22 protein-coding genes are annotated in these 22814 nt (G+C 74.8%); 11 read left to right on the top strand and 11 right to left on the bottom strand.

Annotated features, from left to right (window positions below):
• Positions 1-92 precede the first annotated feature (92 nt).
• Entirely contained in the window at positions 93-1205 is a 1113-nt protein-coding gene (locus IEZ20_RS02110) for a mechanosensitive ion channel family protein (protein ID WP_189294315.1), read from the bottom strand.
• A 316-nt stretch (positions 1206-1521) separates the two neighbouring features.
• Here IEZ20_RS02110 and IEZ20_RS02105 point away from each other — a divergent pair, with 316 nt between their 5' ends.
• The gene (locus tag IEZ20_RS02105) at positions 1522-2058 is read left to right on the top strand and encodes an HNH endonuclease (RefSeq protein ID WP_014672759.1); all 537 of its coding nucleotides are present in this window, start codon (positions 1522-1524) and stop codon (positions 2056-2058) included.
• A gap of 69 nt (positions 2059-2127) precedes the next feature.
• On the opposite strand, the gene IEZ20_RS02100 is transcribed toward IEZ20_RS02105, so the two are convergent.
• The 5 genes from IEZ20_RS02100 to IEZ20_RS02080 all read right to left on the bottom strand — a co-directional run bounded on the left by IEZ20_RS02100 (position 2128) and on the right by IEZ20_RS02080 (position 6678).
• On the bottom strand, positions 2128-2730 hold the full coding sequence (locus IEZ20_RS02100) for a hypothetical protein (protein WP_189294314.1): 603 nt from the start codon (positions 2728-2730) through the stop codon (positions 2128-2130).
• Complete coding sequence (locus IEZ20_RS02095; RefSeq protein WP_229895837.1) at positions 2727-4097, bottom strand: hypothetical protein; 1371 nt, start codon at positions 4095-4097, stop codon at positions 2727-2729. Before IEZ20_RS02095 ends, IEZ20_RS02100 begins: the two co-directional genes overlap by 4 nt.
• Positions 4094-4867, bottom strand: a complete 774-nt coding sequence (locus IEZ20_RS02090) for an ABC transporter ATP-binding protein (protein WP_189294313.1) — start codon at positions 4865-4867, stop codon at positions 4094-4096. The genes IEZ20_RS02095 and IEZ20_RS02090 overlap by 4 nt, the downstream gene beginning before the upstream one ends.
• Before the next feature lie 162 nt (positions 4868-5029).
• Positions 5030-6073, bottom strand: coding sequence for a zf-HC2 domain-containing protein (locus IEZ20_RS02085; RefSeq protein ID WP_189294312.1), 1044 nt, complete (start codon positions 6071-6073; stop codon positions 5030-5032).
• Positions 6070-6678, bottom strand: coding sequence for an RNA polymerase sigma factor (locus IEZ20_RS02080; RefSeq protein ID WP_189294311.1), 609 nt, complete (start codon positions 6676-6678; stop codon positions 6070-6072). Before IEZ20_RS02080 ends, IEZ20_RS02085 begins: the two co-directional genes overlap by 4 nt.
• A 161-nt stretch (positions 6679-6839) precedes the next feature.
• Between IEZ20_RS02080 and IEZ20_RS02075 the strand changes: the two genes are divergently transcribed.
• The 3 genes from IEZ20_RS02075 (at position 6840) to IEZ20_RS02065 (ending at position 9615) form a co-directional block, all read left to right on the top strand.
• Positions 6840-7091, top strand: a complete 252-nt coding sequence (locus IEZ20_RS02075) for a hypothetical protein (RefSeq protein WP_189294310.1) — start codon at positions 6840-6842, stop codon at positions 7089-7091.
• Positions 7092-9263, top strand: coding sequence for a 4-alpha-glucanotransferase (gene malQ, locus IEZ20_RS02070; RefSeq protein ID WP_189294309.1), 2172 nt, complete (start codon positions 7092-7094; stop codon positions 9261-9263).
• A 70-nt stretch (positions 9264-9333) separates the two neighbouring features.
• Positions 9334-9615, top strand: coding sequence for a hypothetical protein (locus tag IEZ20_RS02065; protein ID WP_189294308.1), 282 nt, complete (start codon positions 9334-9336; stop codon positions 9613-9615).
• A 186-nt stretch (positions 9616-9801) separates the two neighbouring features.
• Here IEZ20_RS02065 and IEZ20_RS02060 read toward each other — a convergent pair whose 3' ends face one another.
• The gene (locus IEZ20_RS02060) at positions 9802-10362 is read right to left on the bottom strand and encodes a TetR/AcrR family transcriptional regulator (RefSeq protein WP_189294307.1); all 561 of its coding nucleotides are present in this window, start codon (positions 10360-10362) and stop codon (positions 9802-9804) included.
• Positions 10363-10475: 113 nt separating this feature from the next.
• Complete coding sequence (locus IEZ20_RS02055; RefSeq protein WP_229895836.1) at positions 10476-11612, bottom strand: hypothetical protein; 1137 nt, start codon at positions 11610-11612, stop codon at positions 10476-10478.
• 225 nt (positions 11613-11837) lie between these two features.
• On the opposite strand from IEZ20_RS02055, the gene IEZ20_RS02050 reads away from it, so the two are divergent.
• Complete coding sequence (locus tag IEZ20_RS02050; protein ID WP_189294306.1) at positions 11838-13316, top strand: FAD-dependent monooxygenase; 1479 nt, start codon at positions 11838-11840, stop codon at positions 13314-13316.
• A gap of 12 nt (positions 13317-13328) precedes the next feature.
• Here the strand turns inward: IEZ20_RS02050 and IEZ20_RS02045 are convergent, their stop codons facing one another.
• A complete protein-coding gene (locus IEZ20_RS02045; RefSeq protein WP_189294305.1) occupies positions 13329-13829 on the bottom strand; it encodes a MarR family winged helix-turn-helix transcriptional regulator in 501 nt (166 codons plus the stop codon).
• A 114-nt stretch (positions 13830-13943) separates the two neighbouring features.
• Between IEZ20_RS02045 and IEZ20_RS02040 the strand changes: the two genes are divergently transcribed.
• The 4 genes from IEZ20_RS02040 to IEZ20_RS02025 all read left to right on the top strand — a co-directional run bounded on the left by IEZ20_RS02040 (position 13944) and on the right by IEZ20_RS02025 (position 17461).
• Positions 13944-14900 (top strand): EamA family transporter, encoded by a 957-nt coding sequence (locus tag IEZ20_RS02040; protein WP_189294304.1) that lies wholly within the window; start codon positions 13944-13946, stop codon positions 14898-14900.
• 119 nt (positions 14901-15019) lie between these two features.
• Positions 15020-15931, top strand: a complete 912-nt coding sequence (locus tag IEZ20_RS02035; RefSeq protein ID WP_189294635.1) for a DMT family transporter — start codon at positions 15020-15022, stop codon at positions 15929-15931.
• Positions 15932-16053: 122 nt separating this feature from the next.
• Positions 16054-16986 carry a LysR family transcriptional regulator gene (locus tag IEZ20_RS02030; protein WP_189294303.1) on the top strand — a complete coding sequence of 311 codons (933 nt, stop codon included), beginning with the start codon at positions 16054-16056 and terminating at the stop codon, positions 16984-16986.
• A 223-nt stretch (positions 16987-17209) separates the two neighbouring features.
• The gene (locus tag IEZ20_RS02025; RefSeq protein WP_229895835.1) at positions 17210-17461 is read left to right on the top strand and encodes a hypothetical protein; all 252 of its coding nucleotides are present in this window, start codon (positions 17210-17212) and stop codon (positions 17459-17461) included.
• Positions 17462-17577: 116 nt separating this feature from the next.
• On the opposite strand, the gene IEZ20_RS02020 is transcribed toward IEZ20_RS02025, so the two are convergent.
• Positions 17578-18054: a DUF1203 domain-containing protein gene (locus IEZ20_RS02020; protein WP_189294302.1), complete on the bottom strand. Its 477-nt coding sequence runs from the start codon at positions 18052-18054 to the stop codon at positions 17578-17580.
• Between the two features lie 112 nt (positions 18055-18166).
• On the opposite strand from IEZ20_RS02020, the gene pepN reads away from it, so the two are divergent.
• Positions 18167-20746 carry an aminopeptidase N gene (pepN, locus tag IEZ20_RS02015; RefSeq protein ID WP_189294301.1) on the top strand — a complete coding sequence of 860 codons (2580 nt, stop codon included), beginning with the start codon at positions 18167-18169 and terminating at the stop codon, positions 20744-20746.
• Positions 20747-20884: 138 nt separating this feature from the next.
• Here the strand turns inward: pepN and IEZ20_RS02010 are convergent, their stop codons facing one another.
• A complete protein-coding gene (locus IEZ20_RS02010; RefSeq protein WP_189294300.1) occupies positions 20885-21904 on the bottom strand; it encodes an aspartate-semialdehyde dehydrogenase in 1020 nt (339 codons plus the stop codon).
• A gap of 360 nt (positions 21905-22264) precedes the next feature.
• On the opposite strand from IEZ20_RS02010, the gene IEZ20_RS02005 reads away from it, so the two are divergent.
• Positions 22265-22813, top strand: a complete 549-nt coding sequence (locus IEZ20_RS02005) for an RNA polymerase sigma factor (protein WP_189294633.1) — start codon at positions 22265-22267, stop codon at positions 22811-22813.
• Position 22814: the final 1 nt, after the last annotated feature.

Below are 22814 nucleotides of genomic sequence, written 5' to 3'. Positions count from 1 at the left end.
GGGCGCCCCGGCAGAACGATGGGGCACCCCCCGCGCGCCCCGCGCCGGAATGCCCCGCCCGTTCACTCGAACGTGTGTGCCGAACCGTTCCGCTACTTCGCCGGCGGCGCCGAGCGCTGCGGGGTGATCGGGGAGGCCGCCGCCGTCTGCGGGGAGTCCGCGTTGGAGTAGACCGAGGGGGCCGCGACCGTGGCCGTCGGGTCGGGGGCGTCCACCTGGTCCTCGACGGCCGTCGCGCCGCCCACGATGCGGATGCTCGCCGCGTCGAACGCCCGCTTGATCCGCCAGCGCAGCTCCCGCTCCACGGTGACCGACTTGCCGGGCATCGTCCTGGCCGAGACGCGGACCACCATGGAGTCGATCAGCACCGAGTCCAGGCCGAGCACCTCGACCGGGCCCCACAGCAGCTCGTTCCAGGGCTCTTCCTTGCTCAGCCTCTCGGCGACCTCGTCCAGGGTGGCCTTGACCCGGTCCAGGTCCTCGCTCGCCTTCACGGTCACGTCGACCCCGGCCGTCGCCCAGCCCTGGGACAGGTTGCCGATCCGCTTGACCTCGCCGTTGCGGACGTACCAGATCTCCCCGCCGTCCCCGCGCAGCTTGGTCACGCGCAGCCCGACCTCGATCACCTCGCCGGTGGCCACACCCGCGTCGATCACGTCCCCGACGCCGTACTGGTCCTCCAGGATCATGAACACGCCGGACAGGAAGTCCGTGACCAGGTTCCGCGCGCCGAAACCGATCGCCACGCCCGCCACACCGGCCGACGCCAGCAGCGGCGCCAGGTTGATCTTGAAGGTGCCCAGCACCATCAGCGCGGCCGTGCCGAGGATCAGGAAGCTCGCCACCGACCGCAGCACCGAGCCGATCGCCGCCGCCCGCTGCCGCCGCCGCTCGGCGTTGACCAGCAGCCCGCCCAGCGCACTGCCGTCCACGGCCTGCACGGTGCGGTTCATCCGGTCGATCAGCTTGGTGATCGCCCGCCGCACCACCGCGCGCAGCGCCACCGCCACGACCAGGATCAGCAGGATCTGCAGCCCCATCGCAAGCCACGTCGACCAGTTCTGCTCGACCCAGCTCGCCGCGTTCGTCGCGCTCTCCTGGGCGTCCTGGAGCGTCGGCACGGCCGGGGCCGTGGAGCCCGACGGCGACGGGGACGGGGACGGCGATGCCCCGGCGGCCAAGAGGGCGGCGGGCAGGGACGACACGGCAGGTACCTCCCAGGTGCTGCACGGTCCGTACCGGCGGGCGGTCAAGGTCACGAAAAGGTCACCGGACGGACAGGACCACCACACTAACGGGGCATTGTGTGTGCCTCGTGCCGATCCGCACAGGAGGCGCGCAGGAGAGACACGGCTCACGCGGGCTTGAACAGGCCATGATCCGGGGGATGTATCGGATGTGGTCGAAAACACTCCCAGCCCGTTACCGGGACATGGTGGCGCGTTCACCAGGCATGAGGGGAGACTGACTGCAGATCGTCCCGGCGCGAGCCACGCGCCGCCGACGCCCAAGGAGGCACCCGTGCCGCATGTCCTGGTCCTCAACGCGTCGTACGAGCCGCTCGGCGTCGTACCGCTCCGCCGCGCGCTCGTCCTCGTCCTGGAGAACAAGGCAGTCTCCCTGGAGGAGTCCGGCGCCTATATGCACAGCGCAACCGTCACCCTCCCCGCACCCAGCGTGGTCCGGCTCAAGCGATTCGTCCGGGTCCCCTACCGAGGGCCCGTCCCGCTCACCCGCCGTGCGCTCTTCGCCCGCGACGGGGGCCGGTGCATGTACTGCGGTGGCGTCGCAACCAGCGTCGACCACGTCATCCCGCGCAGCCGCGGGGGCAAGCACGTCTGGGACAACGTGGTGGCCTCGTGCCGCCGCTGCAACCACGTCAAGGCCGACCGCCACCTGGTGGAACTGGGCTGGCGGCTCCGCCACAAACCGGCTCCGCCGACGGGGCTGGCCTGGCGGATCATCGGCACGGGACACCGCGACCCGCGCTGGTTGCCGTACTTGCAGCCCTACGGCGCGGACGATGCTCTGGCCCGGATCGACGGTATCTCCGCCTAGTCGACCCGGGCCCGTTGCGTGTCCGGGGCGGTCGCGGTCGTCAGGCGCCCGCGGTCGCCCGGGGACCTGTCAGCCGCGCGGGCCCTCCGGGCGTGCGCCGCGCACGGCGTACAGCGCGGCACCCAGCACGAACGCCGTCACCGCCGTCGCCCACGCGCCCGTCGCCGCCCCGGGCTGCATCGGCCACGCCCAGATCGTGGCCGCCCGGCCGCGTGCCGTGTTGGAGCCCAGGTAGACGGCGGTGACGTAGGCGAACGCGGGGAGCCAGCTCAGCCGGGCCCCCAGGAGTACGGCCGCCGTGGCGGTGAGACCCGTACACCCGAGGGTGTTGCGGAGCACGGCGGGCGGGCCGAAGGTCTCGGTGTGGCCGAGGACGGCCGGGGTCACCAGCAGGGCGGCCAGCGCCGTCAGGCCGGCCAGCTGCGCCAGGCGGCGCGGCCACCAGCGGCGTACGGCCGTGCGGTCCAGCTCGTCCGAGGGCGTGTAGAGGCTCGCTCCGATCACCGCCGACGCCAGCAGCGGTGCCATGGCCACGATCGGCACCCGGCGGTCGGGATCGAGGTAGGCGTCCAGCCGGCCCGCCGCCCAGACCGCGAAGGCGGCCGTCGCGGCGAGCGCGGCCAGGGTGGCGGGCAGGGCGCGGGAGCGGGCGTACAGGAGGAGTCCGGTCACAGGGCCGGCACCCCCTTCGGGTCGCAGGCCGCGCGGGCCGCGAAGTACGCCGACAGCCAGTCGCGGCGCTCGTCCTCCGCCATCCCGGCCAGCCGGGCGCGCGCGGCACGGCGCTCGCGCAGTTCGGCGCGCCGGGTACGGTCGCCCCGGGCGTCGTCCTCGTCGAGCGCCTTCTGCACCCGGGTCGGCGCGAGGTAGTGCTCCACCGCGTCGTCCGCCCCCAGCACCCGGGCGGTCCGGGTGCGCTCCGGGCAGTCGTCGCCCTCCAGGGCGGCGACGGCCTCCCACGCGAACTGCTCCGGATCGGTCAGCCGCCCCCGTACGGCCGACCAGCCGAGCGGGGTGATCGCCGGCAGCCGGGCCTCGTCCGCGCGCAGGGCACCGTCGTGGTCCGCCCAGCGCGCCGGGAGGTTCCGCACGCCCGCCAGCTTGTCCGTCACCCCCGACAGGGCGTCGCCGGCCTGCGGGAGCATCCCGGCGTACCGGGCGTTGACGCACACCGCCGGGGTGGTGGAGGTGTCGCACACCTGGCGGCGGGTGAGCGGATCGGTGTGCCACAGGCCGTCCCCGGCCTGCACCAGCAGCGCGCCCGCGGCCAGCGCGGCGGCCAGCGGCAGCAGGGCCGTCACCCGGCGCCGTGCCGCGTACGCCAGCGCGGCGGCGCACGCCAGTCCGCCGGTCCACACCGCCATGGCCCACGGCTGCCACCACACCGGCAGCTGCCCGACCATGAGGACCGTGGCCGGGCTGAGCGGGCGGCTCACGTCCGGGCCGTCGACCGACAGCACACCGAGCCCCACGTACCCGGCCGTCGCCAGCAGCGGGGCCGCCAGCCGGGCGGGCACGGCCCGGCCCAGCACGTGCCCGGCCAGCGCGCCCGCCGCCATGGCGACCGTGTCTCCCGGGAGCAGGGCCAGGTGCGGGTGGTCGCCCTGGGCGTAGGGCCAGGTGGCGAGCAGCGCCAGGAACGCCGTGACCAGATAGCCGGCGGCCACCCAGAACGCGACCGGCAGGGCCGGGGCGAGCAGACGGGCCAGCGGCGGCCGTACGGTCGTCCGCCACAACTCCTCGGTACGGCGCCGCCGTTCCCGGCCGCCCTGCCAGCAGCCCGCCGCCGCGGCCAGCGGAAGGGTGATCAGCATGGCCGTGTGCGTCTCGGTGGCGGTCTCCGCCCACCCGCCCTGCCAGCGGTCCGCCGTGCCGGCGAGCGTCGCGCCGAACGACAGCAGCACCGCGGCCCCGGTCCAGGGCGCGAAGCCGCGGACGGCCTCGGCACGCAACGGGTGCGGTGCGCGCGCGGGCACCGCGGGGCGGCCGGCGGAATCCATGGTGTCGGTGGTGTCCGTGGGACGCGCGGCGAGGGTCATCGGACCGCCTCCCGCGCACCGGGCGCGCGGTGGGCGCGCAGCGCCGCCGTGTACCCGCGCTCGATCGGATGGTCCCCCGGCCCGCCGGCCCGCTCGCCGAGCAGCGAGAGCGCCTCCGGCGTGCCCCGGTACGCGATCCGGCCCCCGTCCAGCAGGGTCACCTCCGTACAGGCGGCGGCCACGTCCTCCACCAGGTGGGTGGAGACCACCACGGTCGACGAGGTGCCCAGCTCACGCAGCAGCTCGCGGAACTCCACCCGCTGCTCCGGGTCCAGACCGGCGGTCGGCTCGTCCAGCAGCAGGACGTCGGGGTCGTTCACGATCGCCTGCGCGATCCCGACCCGGCGGACCATGCCGCCGGACAGCGTTCGCACCTTGGCGTCGACCCGGTCCGCGAGGCCCACCCGGGCCACCGCCCGTTCCACGGCCGCCGGCACCCGCGCGGCCGGGACCTCCTTCAGCCAGGCCACGTACGCCACGAACTCCCGCACGGTGAAACCCGGGTAGTAGCCGAACTCCTGCGGCAGATAGCCCAGCCGACGCCGCACCCCGGCCAGGGCGCGGTGGCCGGCGATGTCGTCGCCGAGCAGCTCCACCCGCCCGGAGTCCGGCCGCGCCACCGTGGCCAGCACCCGGATCAGCGAGGTCTTCCCGGCCCCGTTCGGCCCCAGCAGCCCGTGCACACCGGTGCCGAGCGCCAGGTCGAGCGAGTCGAGGGCAAGCGTCTTGCGGTGCCGGACCCGCAGGCCGGTCACACGTAGGGAACTCATGGTCTCTCCAGGGCAGGACGGAGGGAGTGAAGGTGAGGGGGTGGAGAAGGGGAGGGAGCGGAGGGGTGTGAGGGGGCGGAGGGGGGGCGGTGCCTGGAGTCGTCTGCGCTGGTCCAGGGGCCGGCTCGGCCCCGGCCCCCCGGGGGAGGGGGCCGCAGGCCGTCAGGGGCGCAACGGGCGGTCGTACGCCGGGCGGCGCAGCGCCAGCAGGGCCGCGCTCAGGACGGCCGCCGCCGCCCACGCGGCCTGTGTCGCGGTGCCGTCCAGGCAGCGGGAGAGCTGCTCGGACAGCCGTGCGGTCACCGCCGCGCCCGGCGCCACCGCCACCGGTGCCAGCACGGCGCACAGCCAGCCGCCCCCCGTCACCCCGGCCGCGACCCGGCACCCCACGAAGGAGGCCAGGGCCATCGAGGCCAGCGCCAGCGCCAGTCCCGGCAGCAGCCAGGCCGCCGCGGCCGGCGCGCCCGAGGCGGGCAGCAGCAGCCCGGCCAGCGTCAGCAGCGGCACGCACACCGCGAGCACGGCGACCGTACGGGTGAGCGCGAGCCGCAGCCCGCCGCCCGGAGTGGCCGCGGCCACCTCGTGCAGGGGGTCCGCGTGCGGGCCGTAGGACAGGGCGACTCCGGCGACGGGCATCACCGGCGCGACGGCCAGCAGCAGCGCCCGCGCTCCCGCGAACCCCGCCAGGTAGGAGAGGGACAGCGCGGCGGCGGCCACGACCAGCACCGCCGGCAGCCAGGCCCCGCGCACGGCGGGCCCCGCGGCCCACAGCAGCCGGGCGAGCCGGGACAGCGCGGGCCGTGCGGCGGGGGCGGGGGGCGCCGGCGGTGCCGGTGCCCGTGTGGGTGCCGGTGTGGGTGCCGGTGCCGGCCGTCCCGCAGGTGCGCCGGATCCGGCAGGCGCCGGTGAGGCCGCAGGTCCTCGGGAGGCCGCGGGCGCCGGTGACGCCCCAGGTGCTCGGGGTGCCGTCGGCGCCGGGGACACGGCCGGTGCCGGCGCCGACTCCAGGACCGCCGCCCGTACCCGCGCGAGCACCGCCCCCGCCGCCGTACCGCGCACCGCGGCCGACACCCGGGACGCGCACCCCGCGCAGTCCTCCACGTGCTTCTCCAGGGACCACGCGTCCGGCTCGGGGAGGTCGCCTGCCGCGTAGCGGGTGACCAGGTCGTCGGAGACGTGCCAGTGCCGCCGTTCGCGCCGTGTCATGCCGTACCTCCCAGCGGGGACGGGTGCAACCGGTCGAGTGCCTCCCGCAGTTCGGCGCGGGCGCGGCGGGCCCGGGACTTGACCGTGCCCTCCGGGATGCCGAGCAGCCGGGCCGCCTCCCGCGTGCTCAGCCCGTCGACGACCGTCGCCCGCAGCACCTCCCGCAGCTCCGGGGAGATCCGGTCGAGCGCGGTGCCGACATCGCCGTACTCCAGACCGGCCAGCACCCGGTCCTCGGCGGACGGCGCGGCGGCGGACTCGTACCGCCCGGGGGACTCGGGCTCCGGCAGCGGTTCCGCGACCCGCGCGACCCGCTCCTGCGCCCGCCGCGCGTCGACCAGCCGGCGCGCGGCGATCGTCCACAGCCAGCCGCCGGCCTCCTTCCCGCGGTGCCCGGCCGCCGACCGCCACACCGTGACGAACGTGTCCTGCAGCACCTCCCGCACCAGCTCCGGGTCGGCGCACCGCCGGGACAGCCGCGCGTGCAGCCACCCGGCGTGCCGGTCGTACAGCTCGGCCATCGCCGCCGCGTCCCCCTGTGCGACGGCCCGCAGCAGGGCGGCGTCCGCGCCGCTCCCGTCGTCCGTCTCCCGCTGGCCCCCCATGGGGCGGAACAGTCTCACACCCCCTCTATCGATCACCGGACCGGCGCCGGATCACCCCGGCGCCGGATTTTGCCCGGCGTGGCGCGGGGCTCACGGGGTAGGCCTGCGGTAACCCGACCCGTCCGAAGCCGCAGCACCCCCGCACCGACAAGGAGGCCCCCGTGGCCGCACCGGCTCGACTCTCCATCCCGGCCCAGTCCCAGTGGAAACCCGTGGCGGAGCCGTCCGCCGACACCGACCACGCGGCGCTGTGCGTGTTCAGCGCCGAGAGCGCGTGCGCCCAGGCACCGCTGACCAGCGAGCCGCCGCTGCCCGAGGCCGCCCCCCTGACCAGCGAACCCCCGCTCGCCGAGGCCGCCCCGCTGACCAGCGAGTCCGACCCGGTCCCGGACTCCTTCGCGTCGGGGCTGTAGATGGCCGCGGCGCCCGACGAGCCCCCAGCGGAGGACCTCGCCCGGCTCGCCGAGCTGCACGGGGTCGCCACCTCCTACCGCCCCGCCCCGGACCGTACCGTCCAGGTCCCCGCCTCCGCCGTGACCGCCGCCCTGGCCGCCCTCGGCGTCGACGCCACCGGCCCGGACGCCGTACGCACCGCCCTCGCCGCCCGGGAACGCGAACTGCGCGAGCGCCTGCTGCCGCCGACGGTGGTCCAGTGGTCCGGCGCGGAGCCGGCCGCCACCCTCGCCGCCCTGCCCGCCCCCACCGGTGTTCCCGCCCCCACCGGTCTTGCCGCCCTCACCGCCCTGCCCGCCGGCACCCGGCTCCGGGTCGAGACCGAGGACGGGGAGGAACGGGCCGGGGAGGAGGGGGCCCTGCCCGCGGACCTTCCGCTCGGTGTCCACCGGCTGACCGCCACCGCACCCGACGGGCGCACCGGTGAGGCCTGCCTCGTCGTCGCCCCGGACCGGCTGCCCGCCCCGCCCGGCCGCTCCTACGGCCTCCTCGTCCAGCTGTACTCCCTGCTCTCCCGCCGCTCCTGGGGCATGGGCGACCTCGGCGACCTCACCGAGCTGGCCGGCTGGGCCGGACGCACCGCGGGCGCCGGGTTCGTCCAGGTCAACCCGCTGCACGCGGCCGTACCCGGCGCCCCCACCGACCCCTCCCCGTACCGCCCCTCCTCCCGCCGCTTCCCCGACCCCGTGCACCTGCGGATCGAGGACATCCCCGAGTTCGCCTACGCCGAGGACCGCGAGCGGCTGAGCGCGCTGCTGGAGCGGGCCGGGCGGCTGCGCGCCGACGTCCTGGACAAGGGCGCCCTCATCGACCGGGACGCGGTGTGGGAGCTGAAGCGGGAGGCACTGGAGCAGATCCTCGCCGTACCCCTCGGCCCCGGCCGCCAGGCCGCCTACGACGCCTTCCGCGCCGCCCACGGCCGGGCCCTGGACGACCACGCCACCTGGTGCGCCCTCGCCGAACTCCACGGACCCGACTGGCACCGCTGGCCGGACGGGCTGCGCGACCCCCGCTCGGACGCCACCGCGCGCGCGAGGTCCGAGCTCGCCGACCGCGTGGAGTTCCACGCCCGCCTCGCCTGGCTCACCGACGGCCAGCTCCGCGCCGCCCAGCGCGCCGCCCGCGAGTCCGGCATGCCCGTCGGGATCGTGCACGACCTCGCCGTCGGCGTGCACCCGGCCGGCGCCGACGCCTGGGCCCAGCAGGACGTGTTCGCCGCCGGCATGTCCGTCGGCGCCCCGCCCGACGCCTTCAACGCCCGCGGCCAGGACTGGGGCCTGCCGCCCTGGCGCCCCGACCGGCTCGCCGCCACCGGCCACGCCCCCTACCGCGACCTCCTGCGCGCCCTCTTCCGCTACGCCGGCGCCCTGCGCATCGACCACGTCATGGGCCTGTTCCGGCTCTGGTGGGTCCCCCAGGGCAGCCCGCCCACCGACGGCACCTACGTCCACTACGACGCCGAGGCCATGCTCGCCCTCCTGGCCCTGGAGGCGACCCGCGCCGGGGCCGTCGTGATCGGCGAGGACCTCGGCACCGTCGAGCCCGGCGTGCGCGAGACGCTCCAGCGGCGCGGGGTGCTCGGCACCTCCGTGCTCTGGTTCGAACGCGACTGGGAGGGCGACGGCCGCCCCCTGCCGCCCGAACGCTGGCGCGCCGACTGCCTGGCCACCGCCACCACCCACGACCTGCCGCCCACCGCCGCCCGGCTCACCGGCGACCACGTCGACCTGCGCGACCGCCTCGGCCTGCTCACCCGCTCGGCCGCCGAGGAACGCGCCGAGGCCACCGCGGACGCCGCCGAGTGGCTCGCCCTGCTCGGCAGCCTCGGTCTGCTGGACAGCCCGGCGGCCGGACCGCCCGGCTCCGACGAGGAGGAGGAGATCCGCGCCGTCCACCGCTTCCTGCTGCGCACCCCCGCCCGGTTGATCGGCGTCTGGCTCCCGGACGGCCTCGGCGACCGCCGTCCGCAGAACCTGCCGGGCACCTGGGACGAGTACCCGAACTGGCGCCTGCCCGTCGCCGACTCCGACGGCCGGCCCGTGCCGCTGGAGGAACTGGTCGCCTCGCCTCGGCTACGGGCCCTGCTGGACGTACTCCGGCCGCCCGGCGCCGGGCCGGCGGCCCGGCGCTGACCGCCCGGGGGTGGCCCTGTTGGGCACCCCGGGCGCGCGGCCCCGACACCGGTTCGCTAACTTGATTTCCGTGGACAAGAAGAACGCCCTGCGCGCCGGCGCCCTGGCCGCCGGTACGACGCTGATGATGCTGCTCATGTCGTCCCCCGCGCTCGCGCTGACCCGCGACGACGGCGACGACCCCGGCAAGGGCCTGAGCGTCATCGAGACGCTGGGCCTCTACGTCATTCTCCCGGTCGTGCTGTTCCTGGTCATCGCCGGACTGGTGATGGTCCTCGACCGCTCCCGGGCCAAGAAGGACACCACCTCGTCCAACATCAACGTCAAGCCCGAGGCCCGCGCCAAGGCCTGACCGGGCCATCGGCCCGACCGGCCCATCGGCCCGACCGGCCCGGCGTTCCGTCGGGCCGTCGGGCCATCGGTTTCCTCGCCGGGGCGCCGCTCACCCTCCCGCCGGTACGCGCACACGCCGTACCCGGGGGGTGACCGGCGCCCCGGCTTTTCGGGCTGTGCCCGTCCGCGGCGCCGGGCGGGCGGCTCAGGGGTTGGGTGCCGTCAGATAGCGCTGGACGGTCGGCCCCAGCCACGCCAGCAGTTCCCCGCGGGCCAGTTCCCGGGCCGGCGGCAGGCGCAGCACGTAGCGGGTGAGGGCCAGGCCGAGGAGCTGGGCGGCGCACAGCGCGGCCCGCGCGGGGACCTGCTCGGGGTCCGGGCACACCTGCCGGGCCACCGGCAGCAGCTGCTCCCGGAACACGCCGTGCATCCGCTCGGCCCCGGCCTGGTTGGTGGCGCCGACCCGGAGGACGGCGGTCAGCTCCTCGTTCTCCTCCCACAGATCGAGGAAGTGGCCCACCAGCGTGCGGCCCACCTCGTCGCGGGGGATGCGCGTCAGGTCGGGCAGCCGCAGATCGAGCGCGACGGCCGCGGCGAACAGTCCCTCCTTGCTGCCGAAGTACCGCATCACCATGGACGGGTCGATCCGCGCGTCCCTGGCGATGGCCCGGATGGTGGCCCGCTCGTACCCGTCGGCGGCGAAGCGTTCGCGGGCGGCGGTGAGGATGGCGGCACGGGTGGCGTCGGAGCGGCGTGGCGGCGGCATGCCAACAAGCGTAGGCCTACGGGTGTTGACCGTACAAGCGTAGGCCTACGGGTGTTGACCGTACGAGCGGTGGCCTACGCATGGTGGCCTACGGGCGTTGGGCCGCACCGCGCTCAGTGCCGTCGGCAGCGGTCCCGTAGCTCGGCGATGACCGCCTTCTCACGCGCGTTGGGCTCCCCGTCGACGGCGGCGACCCGTTCGGCGGCGTCGACGACGTCACCGAGATCCCCGGGCTCGGTGTCGATGCGCTGCCAGACCTCGGCCGGGTCGATGGTGACGACGTTGGCGAGTTGCTCGTCGTCGACCCGGTGCCGTTCCCGGGCGAGCCGCGTCAGCCACTGGAACAGCAGGACCTCGGAGTCGGCCATCGTGCCGTCCGCGTTGATGACGAGCCATGCGACCCACAGCATCAACCGCGGGTGCCGCGTGCGCCGGACCAGCGTGTCCGCGAGTTCGATCACCTCTGCTTCGCCACGGAACACGGACCTGGCGTGGCGTCCCGCGGCCAGGGTCGTGTAGCGGTTCACGAGGACGGTGAGGGGGATTCCGACGCCGGGGACGGCGAACTTGATGATGTTGCGCTGGAGGAGGTGCTTCCCGACGAACGGGAGGCTTTTCGCGGCGGCGAGGACCGGGCCGGAGTAGTACTTCTTGAGGACTTGCCGGACCATGCCGGGTACGAACTTCAGGCCGCCGCGGGCGACCTCGCCGGCCTTGATGCCGAAGGCCACCCGGACGAGCTTCATCACGTCCTCGGGGTCCTCCACGTCCAGGGGGACCCGGTAGAGCACGGCGATGTCGTAGGCCAGGCGCATCTGCAGCTGGCTGAGGTACGTCAGGTCGACCATGAACGTGACGAACCCGGCCGGAGCGGTGGCGGGGCTGGCGCCGCCCAGTGAGCCGATGGTCGCGACGATCGCCCCGTTGTAGAGGCTGGCCGTGATCCCGCCCTCGACCATGGCGTTCTTCGCCGCCAGCCTGATCTGCTTCTCGACGATGCCGTCCGCGGGCACGCCCCTGTACTTCTGCTGGAAGTACTCCCAGGTGGCCTTCTGCGCGTACGACCGCAGCGCCTGGGCGCAGAGCTTCGTGAACCAGCCGCCCGAGTCGATGTCGTCCGCGCTCAGTCCCTTGACGAACTCCCGCAGCTTCGCGCGCTCCTTCTCGACGGCTTCGCGGTCGGCGTCGTCGAGGTCGGCGTTGTCGCTGTCGGCGTCGACGGAGTCGGAGTCGAGCGGCACTTGGGTCACGGCGGGTCCCCTCCCTGATGGTTCAGCGAGCTGCCAGGTTGCCAGAGGCGGGTGTCGGGTCGGGGTGTCTTGGGGCACGACGTAACACCCGTGGGGGTCCACGGCTGTTGGCCCACGTATGTTGGCCAACAGGTGTTGACACTCCTCGATCGCCCGCCCTACCGTTGCCAACAAGCGTTGACCAACACGCGTTGGCCAGCAGGCGTTGGCACCCAGGAGGCCACCATGACCGGCACCACCGGCACCCCCCGCGTCCTGATCGTCGGCTCCGGTCCCACCGGCCTCCTCCTCGCCGGCGACCTCGCCACCGCCGGCCTCCCCGTCACCGTCCTGGAGAAGCGCCCGCAGCGGATCAGCAACCTCTCCCGCGCCTTCGTCCTGCACGCCCGCACCCTCGAACAGCTCGACGCCCGCGGCCTCGCCGACGGCCTGGAGTCGGTCGGCCGGCCCCTCGACCGGCTCCGCCTCTTCGGCCGGCTCACCCTCGACCTGTCCCGCCTCCCCTCCCGCTACCGCCACCTCCTCGTCCTCCCGCAGTACGAGGTCGAGAAGGCGCTGCTGCGGCGGGCGGTCGAGGCGGGGGCCGAGTTCCGGTACGAGACCGAGCTGACCGGGCTCGGCCAGGATGCGGACGGGGTGACGGTGGAGGTCCGGGGGCCGGAAGGACGGCCGGAGACGCTGCGGGCCGCGTACGTCGTGGGGGCCGACGGCATGCGCAGTGCCGTACGGCAGGCGGTCGGGCTGCCCTTCCCGGGCCGGTCGGTGATCCGGTCCGTCGTGCTCGCCGACGTCCGGCTCGCCGAGGAGCCGCCGACGGTGCTCACCGTCAACGCGGTCGGTGACGCCTTCGCCTTCCTCGCGCCCTTCGGCGACGGCTACTACCGGGTGATCGGCTGGCACCGGGGCCATGACGTCCCGGACGGCGAACCGCTGGACCTCGACGAGATCAAGGAGATCACCCGTCTCGCCCTCGGCCGGGACTACGGCATGCACGACGCCCGCTGGATGTCCCGCTTCCACAGCGACGAGCGCCAGGCGCCGGCCTACCGGGCCGGGCGGGTCTTCCTCGCCGGTGACGCCGCGCACGTGCACACCCCGGCCGGCGGCCAGGGCATGAACACCGGGCTCCAGGACGCCGCCAACCTGAGCTGGAAGCTCGCCGCGGTGGCCGGCGGTCACGCGGATCCCGGGCTGCTCGACACCTACGAGGCCGAGCGGCACCCCGTCGGCCGGGCGGTGCTGCGCAGCAGCGGCGGGATCGTCCGCCTCGCCATGGCCAAGCAGCCCTGGACGCTGGCGGCGCGCGCGGCACTCACCGCGCTCCTCGGCCGGGTCGGCCCGGCGCGGCGCAAGGCGGTCGGGCAGATCACCGGCATCGGCTACCGCTACCCCGCACCGCGCGGCGCCCACCGCCTCACCGGCACCCGCGTCCCGGACGTCGCCCTCGCGGGCGGTGGCCGGCTGTACGAGGCGCTGCGCGGCGGACGGTTCGTGCTGATCACCCCGGAGCCGTACGAGGCGGACGCCGGCCGCGCGGACCGGCTGGCCGTGGCCCGCTGGGCGAGCGGCCGCCGCACGACCGTGCTGGTGCGCCCCGACGGATACGCGGCCTGGGCCGCCGACGCGGCCGCCCCCGCGGAGACCGAGGCGGCCCTCGCCCGCCACCTGGGCCCCGCCGGCCTCAGCCGTGAGGCGGTCGGCTGAACCCCGCGACGGCTACTCCGCCGTCGCGTCCAGCAGCTTGCGCAGCAGGCCGGCCAGGTGGCCGGCCTCTTCGGCGTCCAGGGCGGACAGGGCTGCGCTCTCCGCCGCCAGGCCGGCGCCCACCGCCTCGTCGATCAGCCGCAGCCCCTCCTCGGTGAGGGTCACCTTCAGGCCGCGCCGGTCGTGCGGGTCGGGGGAGCGGCGCAGCAGTCCGGCGCGCTCCAGCTTGTCGAGCCGGCCGGTCATCCCGCCGGTGGTGAGCATGAGGGTGGCCGACAGCTCGCGGGGCGAGAGGGTGTACGGCTCGCCCGAGCGGCGCAGGGTGGCCAGGACGTCGAACTCGCCGCGCGAGATGCCGTAGGGCTTGTACGCGCGCTCCATCCGGTCGCCCATCGCGCGCGAGAGCCGGAAGATCCGGCCGAAGACCTCCATCGCCCGGGTGTCCAGGTCCGGCCGCACCCGGCCCCACTGTTCGATGATCGCGTCCACCGCGTCCGCTGGCTGTTGCTGCATACGGAGAGTATCGGCGCCCTTCCGCTCACCCGCAAGAAAGTCACTTGCAAATAAGTAGCTTAGCGCTAAGCTACTTAGCGCTGACCCACTAGCGACTCCCGGAAGGGTCCCGCCATGACCACCACCCGCACGGCCGGCGGCGGCACCACCGCCGCCATAGCCGTCACCGCCCTCGCCCCCGTCTCCTGGGGCACCACCTACGCCGTCACCACCGAGTTCCTGCCGCCGGACCGCCCCCTGTTCACGGCCCTGATGCGGGCCCTGCCCGCCGGTCTGCTGCTGCTCGCCCTCACCCGGGTGCTGCCGCGGGGTGCCTGGTGGGCCAAGGCCGCCGTGCTCGGCGCGCTGAACATCGGCGCCTTCTTCCCGCTGCTGTTCGTGGCGGCGTACCGGCTGCCCGGCGGGATGGCCGCGGTCGTCGGCTCGGTGGGCCCGCTGTTCGTCGTCGGGCTCTCCGCGCTGCTGCTCGGGCAGCGGCCGCAGCCGCGGACGCTGCTCACCGGGCTGGCGGCCGCGTTCGGGGTCAGCCTGGTCGTGCTGAAGGGGGCGGGCGCGCTCGACGCGGTCGGTGTCCTCGCGGCCCTCGCCTCCACGGCCGCCATGGCCACCGGCACCGTGCTGACCAAGCGCTGGGGGCGGCCGGAGGGCGTCGGTCCGCTGGCGCTCACCGGCTGGCAGCTCACCGCGGGCGGCCTGCTCATCGCGCCGGTCGCCCTCCTGGCCGAGGGTGCCCCGCCCGCCCTCGACGGCCCTGCCGCCGGCGGCTACCTCTACCTCGCCCTGGCCAACACGGCCGTCGCCTACTGGCTCTGGTTCCGCGGGATCGGCCGGCTCACCGCCACCCAGGCCGGCTTCCTCGGCCCGCTGTCCCCGCTGACCGCGGCGGTCGTCGGCTGGGCGGCCCTCGGCCAGGCGCTCACCCCCGTGCAGGTGGCGGGCATGGCGCTGGCGTTCGGGGCGACGCTGGCGGGGCAGCTCGGCGGGGACCGGAAGCCACGACCGTTCAGCTCAGCTGAAAAGAATGATCGCAAAGATTCGATGGACCTGACGGGTGTGGCGCTGCGACGGTAGCGACGACAGAGGCACCACCGACCGAAGACGCCCCGGAAAGGCCCCTTGTGACCGCAGCCGCGCCCCAGACCCCCGCCGCCACCGCCCCCGCGGCCCACGCCCCGGCCCGCCCCGCCCCCCTGGCCCACGCACCGGCCCGCCCGGCCGCCCGGCCACGGTCGCGGCGGGCCGCCGCCCCGCTCCTCGGTCTGGCCTGTGCCGCGCTCGCCACGGTCGTCTGGTCCGGCAGCTTCGTCACCTCGCGCGGGCTGCACGACAGCGTCCCGCCCGTCCAGCACGCCTTCTGGCGCTGGGTGATCGCGCTGGTCGCCGTCGCCCCCTTCGGCGCCCGGCAGGCCTGGCGGCAACGGCACCTGTTCCGCCAGCACGCCCGGTACGTCCTCCTCGCCTCGTTCCTCGGCGTGGCCGTCTACAACACCCTCGTCAACCAGGCAGGCCTGACCACCCCGGCCGCCACCATGGGCATGATCATGGCGGCCTCGCCGGTACTCATGGCGCTGCTGGAGCGGCTGGGCGGCGTACGGCTGGGGGCGCGCCGTACCACCGGGCTGCTGCTGGCCTGCGCGGGCGTGGCCCTGCTCCTCGGCGGCGAGGCGGACTTCACGGCCGGCGGACTGTGGATGCTCGCCGCCGCCTGCTGCTTCGCCGGCTACAGCGCGCTGCTGCGCCGCCGTCCCGCCGAACTCGGCGGCACCGCCTTCCTGTTCACCACGTTCCTCGCCGGCACCGTCCTGCTGCTGCCCGCGCAGGCCGTCAGCCTCGCCGTGCAGGGCGGCTTCCGCCCCGCCCCCGGTACGGTCCTGCCCCTCCTCTACGTCGGCGTGGCCTCCTCCGCGCTCGCCTTCTTCGCCTGGAACAAGGCCGTCGCCCTGATCGGCGCCACCCGCGCCGGCATCGTCTACCACCTCCAGCCGGTGTGCGTGGCCCTGCTGTCCTGGGCACTGCTCGGCGAGCGCACGGGATGGCCGCACCTGCTCTGCCTGGCACTGATCCTGGCCGGGGTCGTGCTGGGCGCGGGCTCCCGTCGCTGACGGCGTCCGGGAGGCCGCGCCCCGGCGTCCGCGAGGCCGCGCTCCGGCGTCCGCGAGGCCGCGCTCCGGCGTCCGCGAGGCCGCGCTCCGGCGGCCGTGGCGGCGGCGGGTACGGTGCGTGCATGGCCGAGTGGGACCTGAGGAAGCTGCGGATCCTGCGCACCCTGCGCGAACGGGGCACGGTCACCGCGACGGCCGAGGCCCTGCACATGACCCCGTCCGCGGTCTCCCAGCAGCTCAGCAACCTCGCCGCCCAGCTCGGCGTGCCCCTGCTGGAGGCGCAGGGCCGCCGGGTCCGGCTCACCGACGCGGCCCGGCTGGTCCTCGCCCACACCGAGCCGGTGTTCGAACAGCTGGAGCGGGCCGACGCGGCCCTCACGGCGTACGCGCACGGCGAGGCCGGCGAGGTCCGCGTCGGCGCCTTCCCGACCGCCGTCCCCGCCCTGGTCGTACCGGCCGTACGGGCCCTGCGCGCCACGCATCCGCAGGTGACGGTACGGGTCCGGGAGGCGGAGGCCGCCGAGGCCTACGACCTGCTGGCCGCCGGCGACGTCGACCTCGCGCTGTCCCTCGCGGCCGAGGCCCCCAGCGCGGCCGACCCCCGCTTCACCCACGTCCCGCTCCTCGCCGACCCGCTGGACGTCGCCCTGCCCCCCGACCACCCCCTGGCCTCCGCCCCCGGCCTCACCCTCACCGATCTGGCCGCCGAGTCCTGGATCTTCGGCGGCAGCGGCCCCTGGTCGGACATCACCCGGCGCGCCTGCGAGGCGGCCGGCTTCAGCCCCCACCAAGGGCACTCGGCCTCCGGCTGGACCGCGATCCTGGCCATGGTGGAGGCGGGGATGGGCGTCGCCCTGGTCCCGAGGACGGCGGCCGGCCGGCGAGCGGGCGTGGTCCTCCGGGAACTCGGCGCGGGCCGCCCCGTACGCCACGTGGTGGCGGCGGTACGCCGCGGCGCCGCCGACGCCCCGGCGACCGCCAGGGTCCTGGAGGCCCTGCGCCACGCGGCCGCCCCGGCCCTTGGGGACCGAGCGCGTTCGGGCCCGAGATGCTGAGTCACCGAAGGGCGGCTAGCGTGAAGGGAAAAGGGCCGCGATCAGGGGTGTGCCCGCCGCCGGCGGCGAGTGCCCCGTCCCCCGGGGCCGACAGCCGAAGTGGCGCAGGCCCGCTGTTCGTCCCCCCGCGGCAACACCTACGACCGCGCCGCCCGATCCCCGCGGCCGCGGCCATCGCCCCGCACCGGAAACCCCCGCGAGGGCGTGGAAGGAAGGTAGGCCCATGAAAGCACAACGCGTGAGGCGTCTCCTCGCGGCCACCGCGACCGGCGTCCTCCTTGCCGGTGGCGCCGCGATCGGCACGGCGGGCACGGCCTCGGCCGCGACCCCGGACCAGGCCCCGACCCACGGCTGCTTCAACCGCGGCTTCGGCGGCAACTGCTTCTTCAACAACGGCTTCCGCAACGGCTTCGGCGCGGGCTTCGTCCCCGGCTTCGGCTTCGGTGGCGGCGTCGTGGTGGTCGTCGTCAACTGAGCGCCGCACGCGGCACCGCACCCCTGATTCCGCCGCCGCTGCCGGACGGGCCCCGCTGCCCGTCCGGCAGCGGCGTGCCGGGGGCTTCCTCCCCGCCGCACCTGCTCCCGCCGTACCTATCCCCGCCGCACCTCGTACAGAAAGCACCCGTACTCCACCGCCCGCACATGCACCAGCGCCACCTCCGGGTCGGCGAAGGCCTCGGCCAGGGCCGGCCGGAAGGCGTCCGCGTCCGTCACCAGGCGGCCGCCGAGGATGCGGCCGGCGGACGAGTAGCGGCGCAGGACGCGGTGGGCGTCGGTGAAGGGCAGGGCGTCCCCGGCCGGCCCCGGGCACTCCTCGGCGTGGACGAAGACGGGGCCCTGCTCGTCGTAGGCACCGGGGTCGGCGCCCGTTCCGGCCGCCCAGCGGCGCAGCGGCGCGTAGGAGACGAGGGCGATCCGCTCGCCGGGCTCGCTGCGGCGCAGGCAGCAGCGCAGCGGGGCGCCGCCCTCCTCGTCGGTCACCGCGGCCACGGGGCGGCCGGCGTCGTCGGCGGTCCGCAGTTCCTTCAGGACGGCGGGCTCGATGGGACGTGCGATGTGGGTCGTCATGCCCCCAGCGTCCCGCCCCGGCGCCACGCGCACCGGCGGGAACCGGACATCGCGTTCCCCGTCGGTCCCATGGAAGGATGGCGCAACCGACACATAACGAGGAGATGACCGCGTGCCTGGCACAAACCTGACTCGCGAAGAGGCGCAGCAGCGGGCCGAGCTGCTCACCGTTGACTCGTACGAGATCGATCTCGACCTCTCCGGCGCGCAGGAGGGCGGTACCTACCGGTCCGTGACCACGGTGCGCTTCGACGTGGCGCGCGGTGGTGCCCAGTCGTTCATCGACCTGGTGGCCCCGACCGTCCACGAGGTGGCCCTCAACGGCGACCAGCTGGACCCCGCCGAGGTCTTCGCGGACTCGCGGATCGCGCTGCCGGAGCTGCTGGAGGGCCGCAACGTCCTGCGGGTCGTCGCGGACTGCGCCTATACCAACACCGGCGAGGGCCTGCACCGCTTCGTCGACCCGGTGGACGAGCAGGCCTACCTGTACACGCAGTTCGAGGTGCCGGACGCCCGCCGCGTCTTCGCCTCCTTCGAGCAGCCCGACCTGAAGGCCACCTTCCAGTTCACCGTGAAGGCGCCCGAGGGCTGGACCGTCATCTCCAACTCCCCGACCCCGGAGCCCAAGGACAACGTCTGGGTCTTCGCGCCGACCCCGCGCATGTCGACGTACGTCACCGCGCTGATCGTCGGCCCGTACCACTCCGTGCACAGCGTGTACGAGAAGGACGGGCAGTCCGTGCCGCTCGGCATCTACTGCCGGCCCTCGCTCGCCGAGTTCCTGGACTCCGACGCGATCTTCGAGGTCACGCGGCAGGGCTTCGACTGGTTCCAGGAGAAGTTCGACTACGCCTACCCGTTCGAGAAGTACGACCAGCTGTTCGTGCCCGAGTTCAACGCGGGCGCCATGGAGAACGCGGGCGCGGTCACCATCCGCGACCAGTACGTCTTCCGGTCCAAGGTGACCGACGCGGCGTACGAGGTCCGCGCGGAGACCATCCTGCACGAGCTGGCCCACATGTGGTTCGGCGACCTGGTCACCATGGAGTGGTGGAACGACCTGTGGCTGAACGAGTCGTTCGCCACCTACACCTCCATCGCCTGCCAGGCCTCCGCGCCCGGCTCCCGCTGGCCGCACTCGTGGACCACGTTCGCCAACTCCATGAAGACCTGGGCGTACCGGCAGGACCAGCTGCCGTCCACGCACCCGATCATGGCGGACATCCGCGACCTGGACGACGTGCTCGTCAACTTCGACGGCATCACCTACGCCAAGGGCGCCAGCGTGCTGAAGCAGCTGGTCGCGTACGTCGGCGAGGACGAGTTCTTCAAGGGCGTCCAGGCCTATTTCAAGCGCCACGCGTTCGGCAACACCCGCCTGTCCGACCTGCTGGGCGCGCTGGAGGAGACCTCCGGCCGTGACCTGAAGACCTGGTCGAAGAAGTGGCTGGAGACGGCCGGCATCAACGTCCTGCGCCCGGAGGTGCAGACGGACGCGGACGGTGTGATCACCTCCTTCGCCGTCCGCCAGGAGGCCCCGGCGCTGCCCGCCGGCGCCAAGGGCGAGCCGGTCCTGCGCCCGCACCGCGTCGCCATCGGCCTGTACGACCTCTCCGACGCCGGCAAGCTGGTGCGCACGGAGCGGATCGAGCTGGACGTCGACGGCGCGCTGACCGCCGTACCGCAGCTGACCGGCAGGCCCCGCCCCGCGGTGATCCTCCTCAACGACGACGACCTGTCCTACGCCAAGGTCCGCCTGGACGAGGACTCCCTGAAGGTCGTCACCGAGCACCTCGGCGACTTCGCGGAGTCCCTGCCGCGCGCCCTGTGCTGGGCCTCGGCCTGGGACATGACCCGGGACGGCGAGCTGGCCACCCGCGACTACCTCTCCCTGGTGCTGTCCGGCATCGGCAAGGAGTCCGACATCGGTGTGGTGCAGTCCCTGCACCGCCAGGTCAAGCTGGCCATCGACCTGTACGCCGCCCCGGCCGCCCGCGAGTCCCTGCTCACCCGCTGGACCGACGCCACGCTGGCCCACCTGCGCACGGCCGAGCCCGGCAGCGACCACCAGCTGGCCTGGGCCCGCGCCTTCGCGGCCACCGCCCGCACCCCGGAGCAGCTGGACCTCCTGGAGGCCCTGCTCGACGGCACGCAGACCATCGAGGGCCTGGCCGTCGACACCGAGCTGCGCTGGGCGTTCGTCGAGCGGCTCGCCGCCGTCGGCCGGTACGACGAGACGGAGATCGCCGGCGAGTACGAGCGGGACAAGACGGCGGCCGGCGAACGGCACGCGGCCACCGCCCGCGCCTCCCGCCCCACGCCGGAGGCGAAGGCGGAGGCCTGGTCCTCGGTCGTCGACTCCGACAAGCTGCCCAACGCCGTGCAGGAGGCCGTGATCGGCGGCTTCGTCCAGACCGACCAGCGGGAGCTGCTCGAGCCCTACGCGGACAGGTACTTCGAGGTCGTCAAGGGCCTGTGGGAGTCCCGCTCGCACGAGATGGCCCAGCAGATCGCCGTCGGCCTGTACCCGGCGGTCCAGGTCTCGGAGGCCACCCTGGCCAAGACCGACGCCTGGCTGTCCTCGGCCGACCCGACCCCGGCCCTGCGCCGTCTCGTCTCGGAGTCCCGCTCGGGCGTCGAGCGCGCCCTGAAGGCCCAGGCGGCGGACGCGGCGGCGGACTCCGCCGAGTAGCCGACGCCACGGCGACGAGGGGCGCCCGGCCGCTGGGCCGGGCGCCCCTTTTCCACGCGCGCTGCGGGCCGCTGCGGGGACGCGGGGGGCATGCGAAAGGGGCGGCCCGGCGGGGCCGCCCCTGGTGGGAGGCGCGGGTTACTTCGCCGACAGCTCCGCCGCCACCAGCTCCGCGATCTGCACCGCGTTCAGCGCGGCGCCCTTGCGGAGGTTGTCGTTGGAGATGAACAGGGCGAGGCCGTTGTCCACCGTCTCGTCGCGGCGGATGCGGCCGACGTACGACGGGTCCTGGCCGGCCGCCTGGAGGGGGGTGGGGATCTCGGAGAGGGCCACACCGGGGGCGCCGGAGAGCAGCTCCGTCGCGCGCTCCGGGGAGATCGGGCGGGCGAAACGGGCGTTGACCTGGAGGGAGTGGCCGGAGAAGACCGGGACGCGCACACAGGTGCCGGACACCTTCAGCGCGGGGATCTCCAGGATCTTGCGGGACTCGTTGCGCAGCTTCTGCTCCTCGTCGGTCTCGTTCAGACCGTCGTCGACGATCGAGCCCGCCAGCGGGAGCACGTTGAAGGCGATGGTGCGCTTGTAGACGTTCGGCTCGGGGAAGTCGACCGCCGCACCGTCGTGGGTGAGCTTGTCGGCCTCGGCGGCCACCTTCTGCACCTGGCCGTGCAGCTCGGCCACGCCCGCGAGGCCCGAGCCGGACACCGCCTGGTAGGTGGCGACGACCAGGGCTTCGAGGCCGGCCTCCTCGTGCAGCGGCTTCAGCACCGGCATCGCGGCCATCGTGGTGCAGTTCGGGTTGGCGATGATGCCCTTGGGGCGGTCGGCGATCGCGTGCGGGTTCACCTCGGAGACCACCAGCGGGACCTCGGGGTCCTTGCGCCAGGCCGAGGAGTTGTCGATCACGACGGCACCCTGGGAGGCGACCTTTTCGGCCAGCGCCTTGGAGGTCGCGCCGCCCGCCGAGAAGAGCACGATGTCCAGGCCGGTGTAGTCGGCGCTCGCCGCGTCCTCCACCGTCACGCCGTCCAGCACGGTCCCGGCCGAGCGGGCCGAGGCGAACAGGCGCAGCTCCGTGACCGGGAAGTTCCGCTCCGTGAGGATCCCGCGCATGACCGTGCCGACCTGACCGGTGGCTCCGACGATTCCGACCCTCACAGCGACTCCCTCTATGTGTCTCGTGCCCGACCGGGGCGTTTCCATCATGCGGCCGACCCCGGCCCACCTGTCCAATTCTTTGCCGCTCGTGCCCGAGGAATGGGACACGGTCACTCGGCGGACGGTTCCACACCTCCGCCGGGCACCCCGTCGAGCTGCAGGAATTCTCCCCGCGGCGGGCCCGCGCCGGAAGCTGTGCTGTCCCGCCCCTGCCCGTCCGGACCCGGGCCATACGAGGGTGTGACGTACGCCTCTGCGCCGCCCAGCCCCTGTGACGCACCTCACAGTGCACCCGTGGCGCCGGCCGAACGTTCCGGCCCGCTGCCACGTCGTAGGGGCAGACGCGTGAGGGGGTGGCTCGTGCTGCGCGGAAGGACGCGCCGCGACCAGGGGGCGTACGCCGCCGGTGCGGATCGTATCGGCGGTGATCCGCTGGACGCGGCCCAGGAACGCCGGGTGCGGGCGGTGCTCGCGCTCGGCGGGGTGCCGCAGTCGGACCTGCTGGACGGGGTACAGCAGGTCCGGCTGCGCCTGCTGGAGCGGGCCGCGAGCGGTCGCGAGGCGCCGCGGGACGTGTCGGCGTGGGCGGCGGTGGTCGCCTCCAACCTGGCCATGGACTGGCACCGGGCCAAGCGGCGCCAGGAACGGCTGGGGGAGCGGCTGGCCGCGCTGCGCGCGCCCGCGCACCCCTCCGGCGAGGAGACCAGCCTGCTGTCCCTCGCCGTCGCCCGGGGCCTGGACGAACTGCCCGCCGCGCAGCGGCAGGTGGTCGTGCTGCGCTTCTTCGCCGACCTGCCGGTGCGGGACATCGCCGCCGAGCTGGGCATCCCGGAGGGCACGGTCAAGAGCAGGCTGCACACGGCGGTCCGCGCGCTGCGCGACCGGCTGCACGAGGACGAGGTGGTGTGAC

This window comes from Streptomyces cinerochromogenes (assembly GCF_014648635.1).
GTDB classification, from domain to species: Bacteria; Actinomycetota; Actinomycetes; order Streptomycetales; family Streptomycetaceae; genus Streptomyces; species Streptomyces cinerochromogenes.
The sequence above is the reverse complement of the archived record's forward strand: the minus strand, read 5'-3'. Positions and strand labels throughout refer to the sequence as shown.